14 protein-coding genes are annotated in these 14354 nt (G+C 57.6%); 2 read left to right on the top strand and 12 right to left on the bottom strand.

Annotated elements, in window-relative coordinates; all coding sequences use genetic code 11:
- Window position 1: 1 nt before the first annotated feature.
- The gene (locus LCM21_RS05485; RefSeq protein ID WP_404818117.1) at window positions 2-361 is read right to left on the bottom strand and encodes a DUF3307 domain-containing protein; all 360 of its coding nucleotides are present in this window, start codon (window positions 359-361) and stop codon (window positions 2-4) included.
- 243 nt (window positions 362-604) lie between these two features.
- On the opposite strand from LCM21_RS05485, the gene LCM21_RS05480 reads away from it, so the two are divergent.
- Entirely contained in the window at window positions 605-3601 is a 2997-nt protein-coding gene (locus LCM21_RS05480; RefSeq protein WP_404818116.1) for an ABC transporter transmembrane domain-containing protein, read from the top strand.
- A gap of 93 nt (window positions 3602-3694) precedes the next feature.
- Here LCM21_RS05480 and LCM21_RS05475 read toward each other — a convergent pair whose 3' ends face one another.
- The 8 genes from LCM21_RS05475 to LCM21_RS05440 all read right to left on the bottom strand — a co-directional run bounded on the left by LCM21_RS05475 (window position 3695) and on the right by LCM21_RS05440 (window position 11458).
- Window positions 3695-4927 (bottom strand): mandelate racemase/muconate lactonizing enzyme family protein, encoded by a 1233-nt coding sequence (locus LCM21_RS05475; RefSeq protein WP_224889657.1) that lies wholly within the window; start codon window positions 4925-4927, stop codon window positions 3695-3697.
- 16 nt (window positions 4928-4943) lie between these two features.
- Window positions 4944-6038, bottom strand: coding sequence for a Zn-dependent alcohol dehydrogenase (locus LCM21_RS05470; protein WP_224889656.1), 1095 nt, complete (start codon window positions 6036-6038; stop codon window positions 4944-4946).
- A gap of 81 nt (window positions 6039-6119) precedes the next feature.
- Complete coding sequence (locus LCM21_RS05465) at window positions 6120-7319, bottom strand: TCR/Tet family MFS transporter (RefSeq protein WP_224889655.1); 1200 nt, start codon at window positions 7317-7319, stop codon at window positions 6120-6122.
- 71 nt (window positions 7320-7390) lie between these two features.
- A complete protein-coding gene (locus LCM21_RS05460; protein WP_224889654.1) occupies window positions 7391-8113 on the bottom strand; it encodes an alpha/beta fold hydrolase in 723 nt (240 codons plus the stop codon).
- Window positions 8114-8125: 12 nt separating this feature from the next.
- Complete coding sequence (gene pcaD, locus LCM21_RS05455) at window positions 8126-8914, bottom strand: 3-oxoadipate enol-lactonase (RefSeq protein ID WP_224889653.1); 789 nt, start codon at window positions 8912-8914, stop codon at window positions 8126-8128.
- A 59-nt stretch (window positions 8915-8973) separates the two neighbouring features.
- Window positions 8974-9948 carry a threonine ammonia-lyase gene (locus LCM21_RS05450; protein ID WP_224889652.1) on the bottom strand — a complete coding sequence of 325 codons (975 nt, stop codon included), beginning with the start codon at window positions 9946-9948 and terminating at the stop codon, window positions 8974-8976.
- Window positions 9945-10772 (bottom strand): alpha/beta fold hydrolase, encoded by an 828-nt coding sequence (locus LCM21_RS05445; protein WP_224889651.1) that lies wholly within the window; start codon window positions 10770-10772, stop codon window positions 9945-9947. Before LCM21_RS05445 ends, LCM21_RS05450 begins: the two co-directional genes overlap by 4 nt.
- On the bottom strand, window positions 10772-11458 hold the full coding sequence (locus LCM21_RS05440) for a haloacid dehalogenase type II (RefSeq protein WP_224889650.1): 687 nt from the start codon (window positions 11456-11458) through the stop codon (window positions 10772-10774). Before LCM21_RS05440 ends, LCM21_RS05445 begins: the two co-directional genes overlap by 1 nt.
- Window positions 11459-11585: 127 nt before the next feature.
- Between LCM21_RS05440 and LCM21_RS05435 the strand changes: the two genes are divergently transcribed.
- Entirely contained in the window at window positions 11586-12014 is a 429-nt protein-coding gene (locus LCM21_RS05435; protein WP_224889649.1) for an FKBP-type peptidyl-prolyl cis-trans isomerase, read from the top strand.
- Between the two features lie 24 nt (window positions 12015-12038).
- On the opposite strand, the gene LCM21_RS05430 is transcribed toward LCM21_RS05435, so the two are convergent.
- The 3 genes from LCM21_RS05430 to fabB are packed head-to-tail and all read right to left on the bottom strand — an operon-like array spanning window position 12039 to window position 14310.
- Window positions 12039-12224 (bottom strand): hypothetical protein, encoded by a 186-nt coding sequence (locus LCM21_RS05430; RefSeq protein ID WP_068337776.1) that lies wholly within the window; start codon window positions 12222-12224, stop codon window positions 12039-12041.
- A gap of 59 nt (window positions 12225-12283) precedes the next feature.
- Window positions 12284-13075 (bottom strand): enoyl-ACP reductase FabI, encoded by a 792-nt coding sequence (locus LCM21_RS05425; RefSeq protein ID WP_224889648.1) that lies wholly within the window; start codon window positions 13073-13075, stop codon window positions 12284-12286.
- A 5-nt stretch (window positions 13076-13080) separates the two neighbouring features.
- Entirely contained in the window at window positions 13081-14310 is a 1230-nt protein-coding gene (gene fabB / locus LCM21_RS05420) for a beta-ketoacyl-ACP synthase I (protein ID WP_068337775.1), read from the bottom strand.
- Between the last annotated feature and the right edge of the window lie 44 nt (window positions 14311-14354).

Here is a 14354-nt window from a genome sequence, read left to right as displayed (position 1 = left end):
ATTACGTAGTAAATTTCACCCACGCCCAGACCATGGCAATATAGGTCAGGTTATGCATGAATTGATCCAGCCCCGCGGCACGCCAATACGCGGCCTGCGTTGGGGATAACTGCTTCTTGTCAGAATAGCTGGCCTTGGCAAAGTCGATATTGAAATGCACGATCCATTCCAGCCCTGCAATGATCAGGATAAACGACCACGGCGCGCCGAACAGAAAGAAAACGATGACCGACCCGATAACGTGCACACCAGCATGCTGCGCACGGCCCCAATGAAAGTACTCGCCACGGCCTGACAACATTTTAGGAGTTTGGAGGTAGAAATCCGCAAACATATGCTTGATTTGCAACAAGCAGAGCATCAATAGCACTGCACTCAGGCTGGCAGTCAAATTGTTCCTCCCGATATCTTCCGTTGGAAAGTTTAGGCGCTAAACAGGTGCGGCGCAAATGAACTAGTTCACAAACGGCAAATAAATGACCAAACTGGAAATTATTTGCGTCTTATGTCGCGGTTGCGATAAATTCAGGGTGTTGGATTTGCGGCGCTGTCGTCAAGATCGGATCGGTGATCCAAACCAGGGGCAAGTTATATAGAACGTTCAATTTTCCAGTTTATTTGGAAGTATTCAAAGCGCGATCAGCTAATTCTGTTGGCCGTGACGGCTACACTCTTTCCGCTGCTGTATCTGACACTGGAATTACCAAAGCGGATCATCAACGACGCAATCGGTGCCGCCAGTCCGATCGTGGATTTTCTGGGTTATGAACTGACGCAGACGACGTTTCTTGTGATCCTGTGTTTCGCGTTTCTGGCGGCTGTGCTTGCCCACGGCTTGATGAAGATGCGCATAAACACCATGAAAGGTGTGCTGAGCGAACGGATGCTGCGCCGGCTGCGGTACCAGTTGATCAATCGCGCGCTGAGGTTCCCCCAGCCATATTTCGAACGGGTCAGCCAAGGCGAAATGGTCTCGATGATCACAGCGGAAAGTGAGCCGATGGGCGGGCTGATGGGGGATGCAATCAGCCAGCCGGTTCTGCAAGCCGGGCAGATGATTACGATCCTGTCCTTCCTGTTTCTGCAAAGCGTCTGGTTTGGATTGGCCGCCGTCGCGCTGATACCGCTTCAGGCCTGGCTTATTCCCAAACTGCAGCGCCAGATCAATCTTCTGAACAAGAAACGTATACAGGAAGTCCGCGTCCTGGCGGCACAGATCGGTGAGAACGCCGCGGGGGCTTCGACTCTGCGCTCAAATGGCGGTTGGCGCTATCGCAGGGCCATGATCTCAGAGCAGCTTGGGCGGTTGTTTGGTATTCGCTTCCAGATCTACCAGAAGAAATTCTTCATGAAGTTCATAAACAACTTCATATCGCAACTGACGCCTTTCTTGTTTTATCTGGTTGGCGGCATTCTGGTACTGCAAGGATCTGTTTCGCTGGGTGCCCTGGTGGCGGCGCTGGCAGCGTACAAGGATCTGAGCGCGCCGTGGAAAGAGCTGCTGACCTATTACAACCAGACGCAGGATATGTCTTTGCGGTGGGACGTGGTCATCGAACGCTTTGCCCCGCCGGGAATGCCCGACGAAAAGCTGTTTGAAGGTGAGCCTGAGGCGCGACCACGTCTGAAGGGAGATATCGTTCTGGATGGCGTTTCCGTCCGGGATATGGACGGCAATCAGGTACTTGACGATCTGAACCTTAGCTTTTCGGGCGGAAAAACCGTCGGCATCGCTGCCCCGAGCGAGGAGGACAGGCGTGCCCTGTCCGAACTTTTGACGCGGGAAATTCTGCCCAGTTCGGGCCGGGTTGAGATTGGGGGCGAAAACCTTTCGACCCTGCATCAAGCCGTGGTGGCCGCACGCATTGGCTATGCCTCGTCGCGCCCCGTTATGTTCCAGGGCACTTTGGGGGATAACGTCATGATGCCCATACGGCAAAAGCCCGTGACGCTGGAGAACGATGATCCCGACTTTGCCGAGACTCAACGCGCGGGCAATAGCTCTGATCCGTTCAACGTCGAATGGCTGGACCCCTCCCTGGCGGGTTTGAGCACCCCAAAGGAGCTGCGTGACTGGTGGTTACGCCTGATTGATGGCATGGGGTCGGGGGCTGCTCTTTTACGGCGTGGGTCCGAGCAAATCTTTGATGCCACTCAGCACCCGGAATTGGCGCACAAACTGGTTGAGGTGCGGCCTCTGGTTCAGCAGGCAGTGCGAAAGGCCGGGCTGGAACAACAGGCACTGATATTCGATCGCAGCAATTACAACCCGGCCTTGCCCGTCGCGGAAAACCTGTTGTTCGCAACACCGCGGGTTCCGGTCACGCAAGAACTGTTGGCCAGCCAAACGATTTTTCTTGGACAACTGCGCGAGTTGGGGCTGGATGAAACTTTGGTCGGCCTGACCCGCGACGTGATCGAGATGCTGCGCCAGATCTTTGGCATTGATGGCACCGACCACCCGCTGTTCCGCAAACTCGGACTACAAGCCCATACCTATGAGGCCGCGTTAGAACTGGTCGAGCGGACACGGAACGAAGGTGTATCCGGGCTTGATGACGAGCAGCTGGCCAATCTGCTGGCCGTACCCTTCGTGATTTCAGCCGAACAAATCGGGCCCGCCTTCACGCAAGAGCTTAAAGATCGTATTCTTGAGTTAAGACACAGCCATTCCGAGAAACTGTTGGAGCGGCTGCAAGATGTTTTTGTGCCGCTGGACAAAGACGAATTTGCACCCGGACTGACGGTGATGGAAAACGCGCTGTTCGGCAAGGTCAGCCAGATCGGGGGCGGACGCTCGGATGACGCGCGCAAGCTGATTGTCGATGTTCTGGACAAAAACAGTGCGCGATCGCTCGTGGTCGAATTGATTTATGATATGCCGGTTGCCATCGGTGGTCAGAACTTGCCAGCAGTTCTTGCCGAGCCTCTAGCCTTTACTCGTGCGACCATCAAAAAGCCGGATATCCTGATCCTCGAAAACGCCCTGGCCAGTTTTGACATGGCCACTCAGGTCTCTGTTTACAAAAACCTGCGGGAATTGCTGCCGGATACAACGGTAATTTATCTGAACGATCACTTCGAGAATCCCGATGTATTCGACCTTTATGTCGAAATCCGGCAGGGTCGGGTGGTTTCGGATGAAGGGGATGCGACCGTGGAAGAGGACAGCGCCGCCTCGGCTGACTTGGCGCGAAAGCTGCGCGCATTGGAGCGGACACCGCTGTTTTCAGGTCTCGACCGTAGACAGATTCGCCTTCTGGCTTTTGGTGCGCAATGGTTTGACGCGAAACCGGGTGAGGTTGTGTTCCTGAAAGACGACCAACCCACTGATGGTGCCTATGTGGTGCTCAAGGGTGAGGCCGCGCTGTACCTGCCGCAGATGGAAGGCCCCGATCAGCTGATCACCAAGGTCGGGCCGGGGGCATTGGTCGGAGAGTTGGCACTGATCCGCAAAGAACCCCGGGCCCTGACCATGATTGCCGAATCCGAACTGTCCTGCCTGCGGATCGGTGAGGAAGAATTCCTGGCGGTGGTTGAAAACGACGCCGCGACCGCGTTCAAGCTGATGCAGGTGATCGCGGGATACGTCACGAATTAAACGTCGGCGTGGAATGGAATATGACAGATCCTCTTGGTGTCCTGCGCGTTTACTGTGGCTTTTTCCGTATTGTCTTCGAAACGGGGGTGTTTGTTACCCCTCGGTCGCGGGTGCGCCACCCTGAAAGGCGTTACCGTTGGCATAGTCGCAAGGGTCTTCCTGCATTTGCAGATGCAGGCCGTCGCCCGAGTAAGGGTTTGCGCGCGCCAAATCTTCGTCTACTTCGATCCCAAGACCCGGTGCGGTTGGGGCCGTCACAAAGCCTTGGTCGACGCGCAACGTGCCCTTGATCAGCTGATCGTGGAAAGGGGTTTCAATAGTTTCTAGCAACAACAGGTTTGGGATCGATGCGGCCAGATGGATATTGGCCGCCCACTCAATGGGTCCAGCATAGAGGTGCGGTGCCATCTGAGCGTTGAATATCTCGGCCATGGCTGCGACCTTCTTCATCTCCCAAATGCCACCGGCGCGGCCTAGGGCGGGCTGCAGGATCTCGGCGGCGCCTGCACGCAGGACGGCCCCGAATTCGGTTTTGGTGGTCATGCGTTCCCCGGTCGCGACCGGGATGCGGACGTTGCGGGCGACGCGGGCCATGTCCTCGATCATGTCGGGCGGGGTCGGCTCTTCAAACCAAAGCGGCGAATAGGGCTCCAGCGACTGCCCCAGCCGAATGGCGCCTGCGGTATTGAACTGACCATGGGTGCCGAACAGGAGATCGGCCTTGTCGCCAACAGCCTCGCGGATTGCTTTGCAAAAGGCCACCGACATCGCGATATCGGACATCGCGGGCATATGCCCGCCGCGGATCGTGTATGGGCCGGCAGGATCGAACTTGACCGCTGTGAACCCGCGGCGCACCATCTCTGACGCGCATTCTCCGGCTTGTTCAGGAGAGGTCCAGAAATCGGTCAGGTTATGCTGGGGCAGGGGATAAAGGTAGGTGTAAGCCCGGATTCGTTGGTTCATCAGACCGCCCAGCAGAGCATAGACGGGGCGGTTGCGATCTTTGCCAAGAATGTCCCAGCAGGCGATTTCCAACCCCGAAAATGCGCCCATCACGGTCAGGTCCGGGCGCTGTGTAAAACCGCTGGAATAGGCGCGGCGGAACATCAGTTCGATATTCTCGGGGTTTTCGCCCAGCATATGCCGTTCAAAGACATCCCTGATTACATGGCGCATCGCCTCGGGTCCGACCGAAGAGGCATAGCATTCGCCCCAGCCGGTGATACCGGTATCGGTTGTGACTTTCACCAAGATCCAATACCGCCCGCCCCAACCCGGCGCGGGCGGAGCGGTTACGATGACGTCGAGGTCCTGCAGTTTCATCCCAAGCCCCTTCTGGTCAGTCTCTGTTGAACAGGATCACGTTGCGCTTTGCCGATCCGGTTTTGGTGTCCGCAATCGCCTCATTGATCTGATCCAGCGACCATCGGCCCGAGATCAACTCGTCCAGTTTCAACCGCCCTTGATCATAGAGGTCGATCATCCACGGGATATCCCGCTGAATCACCACATCACCCATTTTCGAGCCAACGATCCCCTGGCCCAACGCCGCCAGAACGACCGGCTCATAGGTGGACATATCACCCGAATGCGGCATGCCGATCATGATCGCCTTGCCGCCCCGCCCCAGATATCGTGGCGCTTGATCATAGGCCGGGATCGCACCAACAGTGATCAGGACCACGTCTGCACCGCGCCCACCCAGCGCCTTGAAGGCGGCTTTCCAGGGGTGCTCAGTGCTGGCCAACACACCATGCGTTGCCCCGAACTCCTTGGCGATTTCCAGCTTTTCCTCGGTCATGTCGACGGCCACGATCCGCCGTGCGCCGGCAAGGCGTGCGCCCTGAATGGCGTTCAACCCCACGCCGCCAGCGCCGATCACAACCACGTCCTGACCCGGACGAAGCTTGGCGGCATTCACCGCAGCACCGACCCCGGTGATGACCCCGCACGATAGAAGGCTAGCTACATCTTTCGGCATGTCCGATGGGATTTTGACGATTTGCCGGTGGCTTACAACGACCTTTTCGGCAAAGGCACCGCAGGCCATCGCCTGATCCAGTGGCCCGTTGTCCGCGGTCCGCAATGGGCCTTTCACGGTGTCATACGGTGTCTCGCATATGGTCGGCTGCCCGCCCGCACAGGACGGGCAAGTCCCGCACGCACGGATCAGGGTGACAACAACGGCATCCCCAACCTTGAAGTCGCCCACAGCGTCACCGGTTGCCGTAATGACTCCGGCAGCCTCATGCCCGTATACGGCGGGCAGATGGCCACCCCAAGCGCCGCTGGCGAAGGTGATGTCGGAATGGCAGATCGCGACCGCGTCCAGAGTTACCTCAACCTCACCCGTTGCAGGGGGCGCGATCAGAATATCCTCAATAACCAGAGGTTCGTTAAATGCCCGACATACGGCGGCTTTTATTTTTTGCATGCTGGTATTTGCTCCCTTTTCGGCACGGTGGCGCGGGAAACCGCGGGCCGCAAGACAGAAACCGTCATCAATGCGTCGTTGTTACGCCACGGCAGGGCGCGCGCGCAAAAACATCGCGAAACCCGCGCACATCAGCAACATGGCAAGTAGGAAAGGCGCGCCGGGCAGGTAGAATGTCGCGTCCGGTCTTATGAATTGCGCAAAAACCGTCGTCATCACCAGCGGGGAGATTACCATCGACAAAGCATGTAGCGAGGTGAGCACGCCCTGCAACTCTCCTTGCTGGGAGTCTGGGGTCGCCCGGGACGTCAGCGCCTGTAGGGCAGGGGTGACGACAGCGCTGATCGCAGTGATGGGGATCAGCATAAGCGCGATGAACCCGTTGGTGAGAAAGGCCAGTAGCACAAAGCTGACGATCTCGAACATCATTCCGTAGATGATTGTGACACGCTCGCCCAGATACCGCGTTGCCGGGCGAATCAGGCCACCTTGTACAGCGGCCATGCCAATTCCGTAAATGCCCAGCGACAGGCCGATCATCTGGGGTGACCAGCCGAATCGTTCAGTCGTGAAATAGGCCCAGATTGCAGGATAGACGTAGATAGAAACCGAATAGAGTAAATAAACCCACAGCATCGGACGGATGCCTGGCAGCGCTGCGATTGCGCGCAAAGAGTTCACGGGATTGGCGCGTCGCAAGCTGAATGCACGGCGTGTTTTGTCGGTCACCGTTTCCGGCATCACTATCAAGCCGAGGAGAAAAGACAGGGCTGACAATACGGCAGCCGCCCAGAATGGAGCGCGGGTGCCATATTCGCTCAACCCTCCTCCGATCACGGGGCCCAGCACGAAACCAACACCGAACGCCGCGCCCAAGAGGCCAAAGTTCGCGGCCTTTTCATGGGGCTTTGAGACGTCTGCCATGAAGGCGGCCGCGGTGGCATGGGTGGCGGCCGTGATTCCGCCGACAATCCGTCCAATCAGTAACAGCCATATGCTGCCGGCCAGCGCCATCACCACATAGTCGAGGGACATGACAAACAGCGAAACCAATAGAATCGTGCGTCGTCCATAAGCATCAGACAGATTGCCCAGAATTGGCCCGAACACAAACTGCATCGCGGCAAAAGCCGTGCTGAGAACACCGCCCCAAATTGCCGCATAGGCCAGTGTGCCGCCCTGAACCTCAACAATCAATTCCGGCATGATCGGCAACACCAAACCGATGCCCATGGCATCAATCATGACCGTGCCGAGAATGAAGAGAAAGGGCAAACGCATGGTGACCGCTCGTGAGTTTCACCGTGACCCTATCACGCCTTGTTCACCTGTGAAGCACTTGCGCCGCTTGGTTATGCCGCAGGCAGACTTTGTTCCAAGTCATTCAGAACCTCCGCCAGATGACGCGGGTGCGAGAAAAACGGGGAATGTGCGCTGTCGATCGCCCTGCGTAATCCTTCGGGTGCGATGTGGCTCATCTGCTCTTCGTATTCCGGTGGGATCGTACGGTCATCCGTCGCGCGGATATAGGCCTTGGGAACGTGTGTAAACTTGTTGGTCAAAGACAAAGGCGTATCTTGCGGCGCGATGGCCTGCGGACACAGGCGCGCAAGGGCATAGGGCACCGTTTCGGGCGGACAGTCATGGTAGAAGATATCGCGCACAGCGCCCGGTTTGACAGTGTACGATTGACCGTCGGTTGACTTTTCAATCGCGTCGGTGATGAGTTGGCGCGGAGATCTCCGGCGCATCTCGATCATGGAAAGGCCGTCTTGCGGGACATAGGCGCACAGATAGATCAGCGCGCGCATGGCTTTGGGGTCGGCCTCAGCAGCGGCGCTGACAGGATAACCACCCCAGGAATGCCCAACGACAATTGTCTCCGGCGCAGATGCCGACAACACCGCGTTGCGGCAACTGTCCAACGTGACATCTGCAATCGGTGTCGGGTCCGAGCCGTGGCTTGGCAAGTCTATGGCGCGAACAGTATGTCCAAGTGCGGTTAACGCCGGGATCAGATCACGCCAGCACCAGGCGCCATGACAAGATCCATGGACCAACAGAAAATCTGCCACAATCGTGCTCCTTCAAATATGTCCGATGTCGGTCAGGAAACTGCGCAGCAGCGCCGCGTATTCCACCGGTTGTTCAACGCAGGGCAAGTGACCGGCCCGGCGCATCAGCTCGAACTTGGAACCCGGGATCAGGTCGACCGTTTCCCGCACGAGGTCGGGCGGAGTCGATCCGTCCTCACTGCCTGCAATTCCCAGTGTGGGAAGGCGCAGGCCGCTGGTGGGCGTGTAGAAATCGGTGCCAGAAACTGCGGCGCAACATCCAAGATAGCCGTCTACTGGCTGCCGTACCATCATGTTGCGCCACAGCAGGTGATCCGGCGAAGCGCGGAATGATCTGGAAAACCACCGCTCCATCGTTGCATCGGCCAGCGCCTCGACCCCACTTTGGCGGACCGCATCCATCCGCTCTTGCCAGATCGAAGGCGTGCCGATCTTGGCGGCGGTGTTCGACAGGACCAAAGCACGTACCTGATCCAGACGTTTTACGGCAAGCCCCTGCGCGATCAAACCACCGATGGAAAGGCCGACAAAGACACAATCCCGAACTTCCAAATGATCCAGCAGGGTTTCGGCATCGCGGACCAGTGCACCCATGGAATAAGGGGCCGGCGGTTGTGACGACAAGCCATGCCCTCGCTTGTCAAAACGGATGATGCGCAAACCTGCGGGAAGATGAGGCAGCACCGCATCCCAAAGGCGCAGATCGGTACCCAGCGAGTTGGCAAAAACGATTGGTGCGCCGCTCGGATCACCATCGACCCGATAGTGCAGACGCACCTCTCCTGTATCCAAGATGTGCATGACTTAATCCCCTATCGTCATACGTTGATGTAGCAAAGAGACTGGACTATTGACCTGCGTCAGGTCAAGAATTTCAGTGCTTTGCCAAAGACTTCGGGGTCTGCATTGCCCCCTGACGCCACGACAATCACTGCGTCACCTTCGATTTCATCCTTTCGAAACAGTGCCGAAGCCAGCGATGCAGCGCCTCCGGGTTCCAGCACGATTTTCAAACGCAGAAACGCCAATGCCATTGCATGCATCGCTTCTTTCTCGGTGATCGTCAGACCCGGCCCGCACAGGCGGTGCATGATCGGAAAGGTGAGCTTTCCGGGCTGCGGCGTCAGGATCGCGTCGCAGATATTGCCCGCAGTCGCGGTGTTGCCTTGTATCTGCCCCGTGGCCAAGGATCGTTTGACATCATCAAAGCCCTCAGGCTCACACGGGCGGGTGCGCAGTCCGGGTGCGTGGCCTTCAAGTGCCAGCGCGATCCCCGAGGTTAGACCGCCACCACCGCAACACACCAGAACATCGGCCTGTTCCACGCCCATGGCAGCCGCTTGCCTGGCGATCTCCAACCCGGTTGTGCCCTGACCGGCAATCACCTGAGGCTCATCATAGGGGCGGATCAGGGTTAGACCACGTTCAGTCGCCAGTGCCTCGCCGATTTCTTCGCGGCTCTCGTTTGATCGATCGTACAAGACAACCTCACCACCCAGCGCACGGGTGTTGTCGATCTTCAGCCGTGGCGCGTCCGAGGGCATGACGATCACCGACGATATCCCGTGCAAAGCCGCCGCATGGGCGACCCCCTGCGCGTGGTTGCCCGAGGAATACGCAATCACGCCGCGCTGCCGTTCCGCATCGCTGAGCGCGGAAATTGCCGACCATGCGCCGCGGAATTTGAAACTGCCGGTATGCTGCAAGCATTCAGGCTTGACCAAGACACGCCGCCCGGCCAGCTCATCCAGAAAAGGCGAGGTTAGCATAGGCGTTTCCCGAATGTGGCCCTGTAACCGCCCGGCGGCGGCTTCGATCATCTGCAATGTCGTCATAGTTTGCCAATTACCTTACGGATAAGGTCCAGAGACTGCGGTTCATCCAGAAACGGCACATGGCCGCGATCCGGTATGTCGGCGGATATAAGACCGGGATGGCGTCTGTGCATTTCATCAAGCGTGTTCTTGCCCAAGACGTCTGAGTTCGCACCACGAATAACTCCGGTCGGGATGTCGCGCAGTGCGTCAAAGAACATCCACATATCGGGCATAGCACCCGCCGCTGCCTGATCCAGAAGCGCAGTCCGTAACGCCGGGTCATAGCGCAGGACCAACCCCGTGTCGGTCTGTTCGTACTGTATTTCAGCCTGCTGCCGCCAACGTTCCAGCGACACACCGGGGAAATGCGGCGCCATTCCATGCTGTAGCGCCTTCGCGGCCTCATCATAGGTGCTTGAGGCGGGTTGTTTGCCTACATAGTCCATGATCTTGGCGATGCCGACGGGTTCGATCACCGGGCCTACGTCGTTGAGGATCACAGCCGAAAGACGCTCGGGGTGGCTGGCCGCCATCGCCATGGCGATCAGACCCCCGCGCGAGGTGCCAAGAACGACCACGCGCTCAACGCCCAAATGATCCAACAACTCGATTACGTCATGAGATTCGCGAAAGATGTTGTAGTTCATGAAATCCGGATCGTGATCCGATTGGCCACGGCCCCGGTAGTCCAATGTGATCATTCGCAGATCAGTGACATGCGGTGCGAGAAACGAGAAATCCCGGCTGCAACGGGTTAAACCGGCAAGACAGAGCAGCGGGATTCCTGCGCCGGTATCCGAATAAAACAGGCGTCTGTCATCGGAGGTGGTGAAAAAAGCCATTAAAGCCCAGCGAGTTGAGGGATCGTCGTGAGGTCGTACAGTACATGCGCTGGTTTCCAAGGCAAGCGGTCTATTGGCTCATTGGCTCTGTTTACCCATGCCGTGACGAACCCGTACCCGCTGGCGCCTGCCGCATCCCAACCGTTCGAACTGACGAATAAAACGTCATCGCGTTCGCCGCCAAAGCGTTTCTGCACCAGATCGTAGACACTGGAATGCGGTTTGAAGACGCCGACGCTTTCGACCGAAAGTACGTCGTCCAGCACGTCGCCAATACCAGCCGACTGCACCGCGCCGTCCAACATCGGCAATGAACCGTTCGACAGGATCGCGGTTTGCAGGCCGCTGGCTTTCAGATCGGCCAGCATCTGGGGAACTTCTGGGTAGGCCTGCAATTGCCAGTACAGGTCCAGCAGACGCTGCCGCAAGGCCGCGTCTCCGTCCAGCCCCGAGGCCTCAAGCGCCCAATCCAGCCCATCTTGTGTGACGTCCCAGAAATCGGCATGGGCACCCGTGATTGCGCGCAGCCACGTATACTGCAATTGCTTTAGCCGCCAGTGGTTGGCCAGTTCAGGCCATTTCTGCTGCAGTTTCTCGAATCCGGGTTCGGCTGCAGCCTGTCGCGCGGCTGCGGCCACGTCGAACAGCGTACCATAAGCGTCGAATACGCAGGTTGTGATAGGCATCAAATCTTCTCCCTTGGTCAGACGCAGCGTGTCACAAGAGTTCAGGGCGCAAAAGGGGGAAGGGTTTACAATGCCGTGACAGACCCTAAGTTGTGCCGTTCAATTTTCCAAAGGCCGGAGGCCACCCATGACCGAGATCAAGCAAGGCGACACAGTTCGCATCCACTACAAAGGGACACTGCTGGACGGTAACGTCTTCGACAGTTCCGAAGGACGTGATCCGTTGGAGTTCGTGGTCGGGTCAGGCCAGATCATTCCGGGACTGGATACGGCTATGCCTGGCTTGACGGCAGGCGAGAAAAAACGCGTTGAGATCGCTTGTGTCGACGCCTACGGGCCGATCAATCCCGCGATGCGGCAGCAGATCCCACGTGAAGGTATCCCGGATGACATCCCTTTGGACCTCGGTACGCAGTTGCAGATGCAGGCGCCTGATGGGCAAGCCCTGCCTGTGACGGTTGTGGATGTGGACGACGCGACCGTTACCCTTGATGCCAACCATCCTCTGGCAGGGCAGGATCTGATTTTCGATATCGAAGTCGTCTTGATCAACTAGGTGATTTGGGTCGGTGTTTGAAGATCAGCCTGAAATCAGGCTGGTCCAGTTTGCAAGGGCTTCGCGTGTATTGGGCTGTGTGAGAAACACGAAAAGCACCAGCAATGTGGTGAGGGCCAGCAACGCGATACGTCCGCGACGGCCCAAGAACCCCGATTTGCGACGGGACACCTTTGAGGTGTTTGCGATGATTTGGTCTGCTTTGCTCATGCCGCTATCCTTGCCGACGAAAGATGGTTAAATCTTGGCAAGGACAGGGAAAGTTCAGGTCACATATGATCGGGTTGTGGCATACCCAGAACGTGGAAACCTCCGTCGACGCGAATGATTTCACCCGTTGTGCACATCCCGGCGTCAGAGGCCAGGTAGACCGCTGTGCCGCCCACCGCCTCCAACGTTGCATTAGACCGCATGGGCGCATTCTGGTCGCAAAACTTGTAGGTTTTGCGTGCGCCACCGATGGCTGCCCCGGCGAGCGTTTTCATCGGCCCGGGTGAGACTGCGTTCACGCGGATACCGTCGGGGCCCAGATCATTGGCCAGATAGCGTGTTGCCGATTCCAATGCGGCCTTGGCCACGCCCATCACGTTGTAACTCGGAACCACACGGTTCGAGCCTTGATAGGTCAATGTGATCAGGGAGCCGCCATTTTCTTTCATCATCGGATGCGCCCGGCGGGCAACCTCGATGAATGAGTAAACCGAGATATCCATCGAGTTCTTGAAATTCGCACGCGAAGTGTTCAGAAACCGACCCGTCAATTCGGACTTGTCCGAAAAGGCGATGGCATGAACCAAAAAGTCAATGGTTGGCCAGCGCGCAGCCAATTCGCCAAAGGCGCGATCCAGCGAGGCATCATCGGTGACATCCGTATCCACCATGAAGTCGCTGCCGATGCTTGCGGCCAATGGTTCCAGACGTTTGCCGAAAGCCTCACCCTGATAGGTGAATGCAAGCTCTGCGCCCGCTTCGTGCATGGCTTTGGCAATGCCCCACGCAATTGACCGGTCATTCGCCACGCCCATGATCAGGCCACGCTTGCCCTTTAAAAGATCCGACATCATTGTTACCCGCTATACTTTGACAAGACCATGGACCCATTTGTTCCGCCAAAGCCAAAGCTATTGGTCATCACGCTGTCCAAACCTGCGTTTTCAACCACTTGAGTGGCAATTTCACCGGGCTGGATGCCTTCGGCAAGTGTTTCTACGTTAATCGACGGCGCAATAAAGTCATGCTCAAGCATCAAGAGGCAGAAAACCGCTTCAAGCGCGCCGGCTGCGCCCTGTGCGTGGCCCGTCAACGACTTGGTCGATGAAATCGGAGGCACGTTGCCCTCACCAAAGATGCGGCGGACTGCTTCGACCTCACCCACATCGCCGACCGGGGTCGAGGTGCCGTGGGCGTTGATGTAGTTGATCTTGCGGCCTTCCGGCAAGGAGGCCATCGCCAAGCGCATCGCTCGCTCACCACCTTCACCCGAGGGGGCAACCATGTCATGCCCGTCCGACGTGGCCGCAAAGCCGGTCACTTCGGCATAAATCTTTGCGCCGCGAGCCAGCGCGTGTTCCAGATCTTCCAGCACCACGATGCCGCCGCCGCCGGAGATTACGAAACCGTCGCGGTTCGCGTCGAAAGTCCGCGAGGCTTTCTCTGGGGTGTCATTGTATTTCGATGACATCGCGCCCATGGCGTCAAACAGGCAGGAGAGCGTCCAGTCCAGCTCCTCTCCGCCGCCGGCGAATACTATATCCTGCTTGCCCATCATGATCTGCTCGGCTGCGTTGCCGATGCAATGCAGCGAGGTCGAGCAGGCCGAGGTGATCGAGTAATTGAGGCCTTTGATCTTGAAGGCCGTCGCCAGGTTGGCCGAGATCGTCGAGGACATGCATTTCGGAACCGCAAACGGTCCGATCCGCTTGGTGGCACCGGTTTTCATCACGGTCTGATGTGCCGTTAGCAACGCGCTCGTCGACGGGCCACCTGAGCCTGCCACAACACCCGTGCGCGGGCTTTGCACCTGTTCTTCGGTCAAGCCGGAATCCGCGATGGCCTGGGTCATGGCGATATGCGAATAGGCTGCGCCAGGGCCCATGAACCGCAAGGTGCGTTTGTCCACGTGCTCAGCCACGTCAATTTTCAAAGATCCGGCGATCTGGCTGCGAAAGCCATGTTCGACCATCTGCTCGTTGGCCTCAATGCCGGATTTGCCTGATTTGAGCGAGGCGAGGACCTCTTCGACATTGTTCCCGATCGAGGAGACGATCCCCATACCGGTGACGACGACGCGACGCATATGCGTACTCCTGTGTTCCGTTCCCTTTTTCATTGACGAAAGCT

Origin of the sequence: Ruegeria profundi (genome assembly GCF_020171505.1) — a bacterium.
Lineage (GTDB): Bacteria > Pseudomonadota > Alphaproteobacteria > Rhodobacterales > Rhodobacteraceae > Ruegeria > Ruegeria profundi.
Note: the sequence above shows the minus strand (reverse complement) of the source record. Positions and strands in the feature narration are given on the sequence as shown.

Excerpts from the sequence above, each read along its gene's own strand:
- LCM21_RS05465 (WP_224889655.1), bottom strand. The coding sequence starts at position 7,319 with ATGCGTTTGCCCTTTCTCTTCATTCTCGGCACGGTCATGATTGATGCC.
- LCM21_RS05470 (WP_224889656.1), bottom strand. The coding sequence starts at position 6,038 with ATGCAAAAAATAAAAGCCGCCGTATGTCGGGCATTTAACGAACCTCTG.
- LCM21_RS05475 (WP_224889657.1), bottom strand. The coding sequence starts at position 4,927 with ATGAAACTGCAGGACCTCGACGTCATCGTAACCGCTCCGCCCGCGCCG.
- LCM21_RS05430 (WP_068337776.1), bottom strand. The coding sequence starts at position 12,224 with ATGAGCAAAGCAGACCAAATCATCGCAAACACCTCAAAGGTGTCCCGT.
- pcaD (WP_224889653.1), bottom strand. The coding sequence starts at position 8,914 with ATGCACATCTTGGATACAGGAGAGGTGCGTCTGCACTATCGGGTCGAT.
- LCM21_RS05425 (WP_224889648.1), bottom strand. The coding sequence starts at position 13,075 with ATGTCGGATCTTTTAAAGGGCAAGCGTGGCCTGATCATGGGCGTGGCG.
- LCM21_RS05440 (WP_224889650.1), bottom strand. The coding sequence starts at position 11,458 with ATGCCTATCACAACCTGCGTATTCGACGCTTATGGTACGCTGTTCGAC.
- LCM21_RS05485 (WP_404818117.1), bottom strand. The coding sequence starts at position 361 with ATGCTCTGCTTGTTGCAAATCAAGCATATGTTTGCGGATTTCTACCTC.
- LCM21_RS05450 (WP_224889652.1), bottom strand. The coding sequence starts at position 9,948 with ATGACGACATTGCAGATGATCGAAGCCGCCGCCGGGCGGTTACAGGGC.
- fabB (WP_068337775.1), bottom strand. The coding sequence starts at position 14,310 with ATGCGTCGCGTCGTCGTCACCGGTATGGGGATCGTCTCCTCGATCGGG.
- LCM21_RS05435 (WP_224889649.1), top strand. The coding sequence starts at position 11,586 with ATGACCGAGATCAAGCAAGGCGACACAGTTCGCATCCACTACAAAGGG.
- LCM21_RS05445 (WP_224889651.1), bottom strand. The coding sequence starts at position 10,772 with ATGGCTTTTTTCACCACCTCCGATGACAGACGCCTGTTTTATTCGGAT.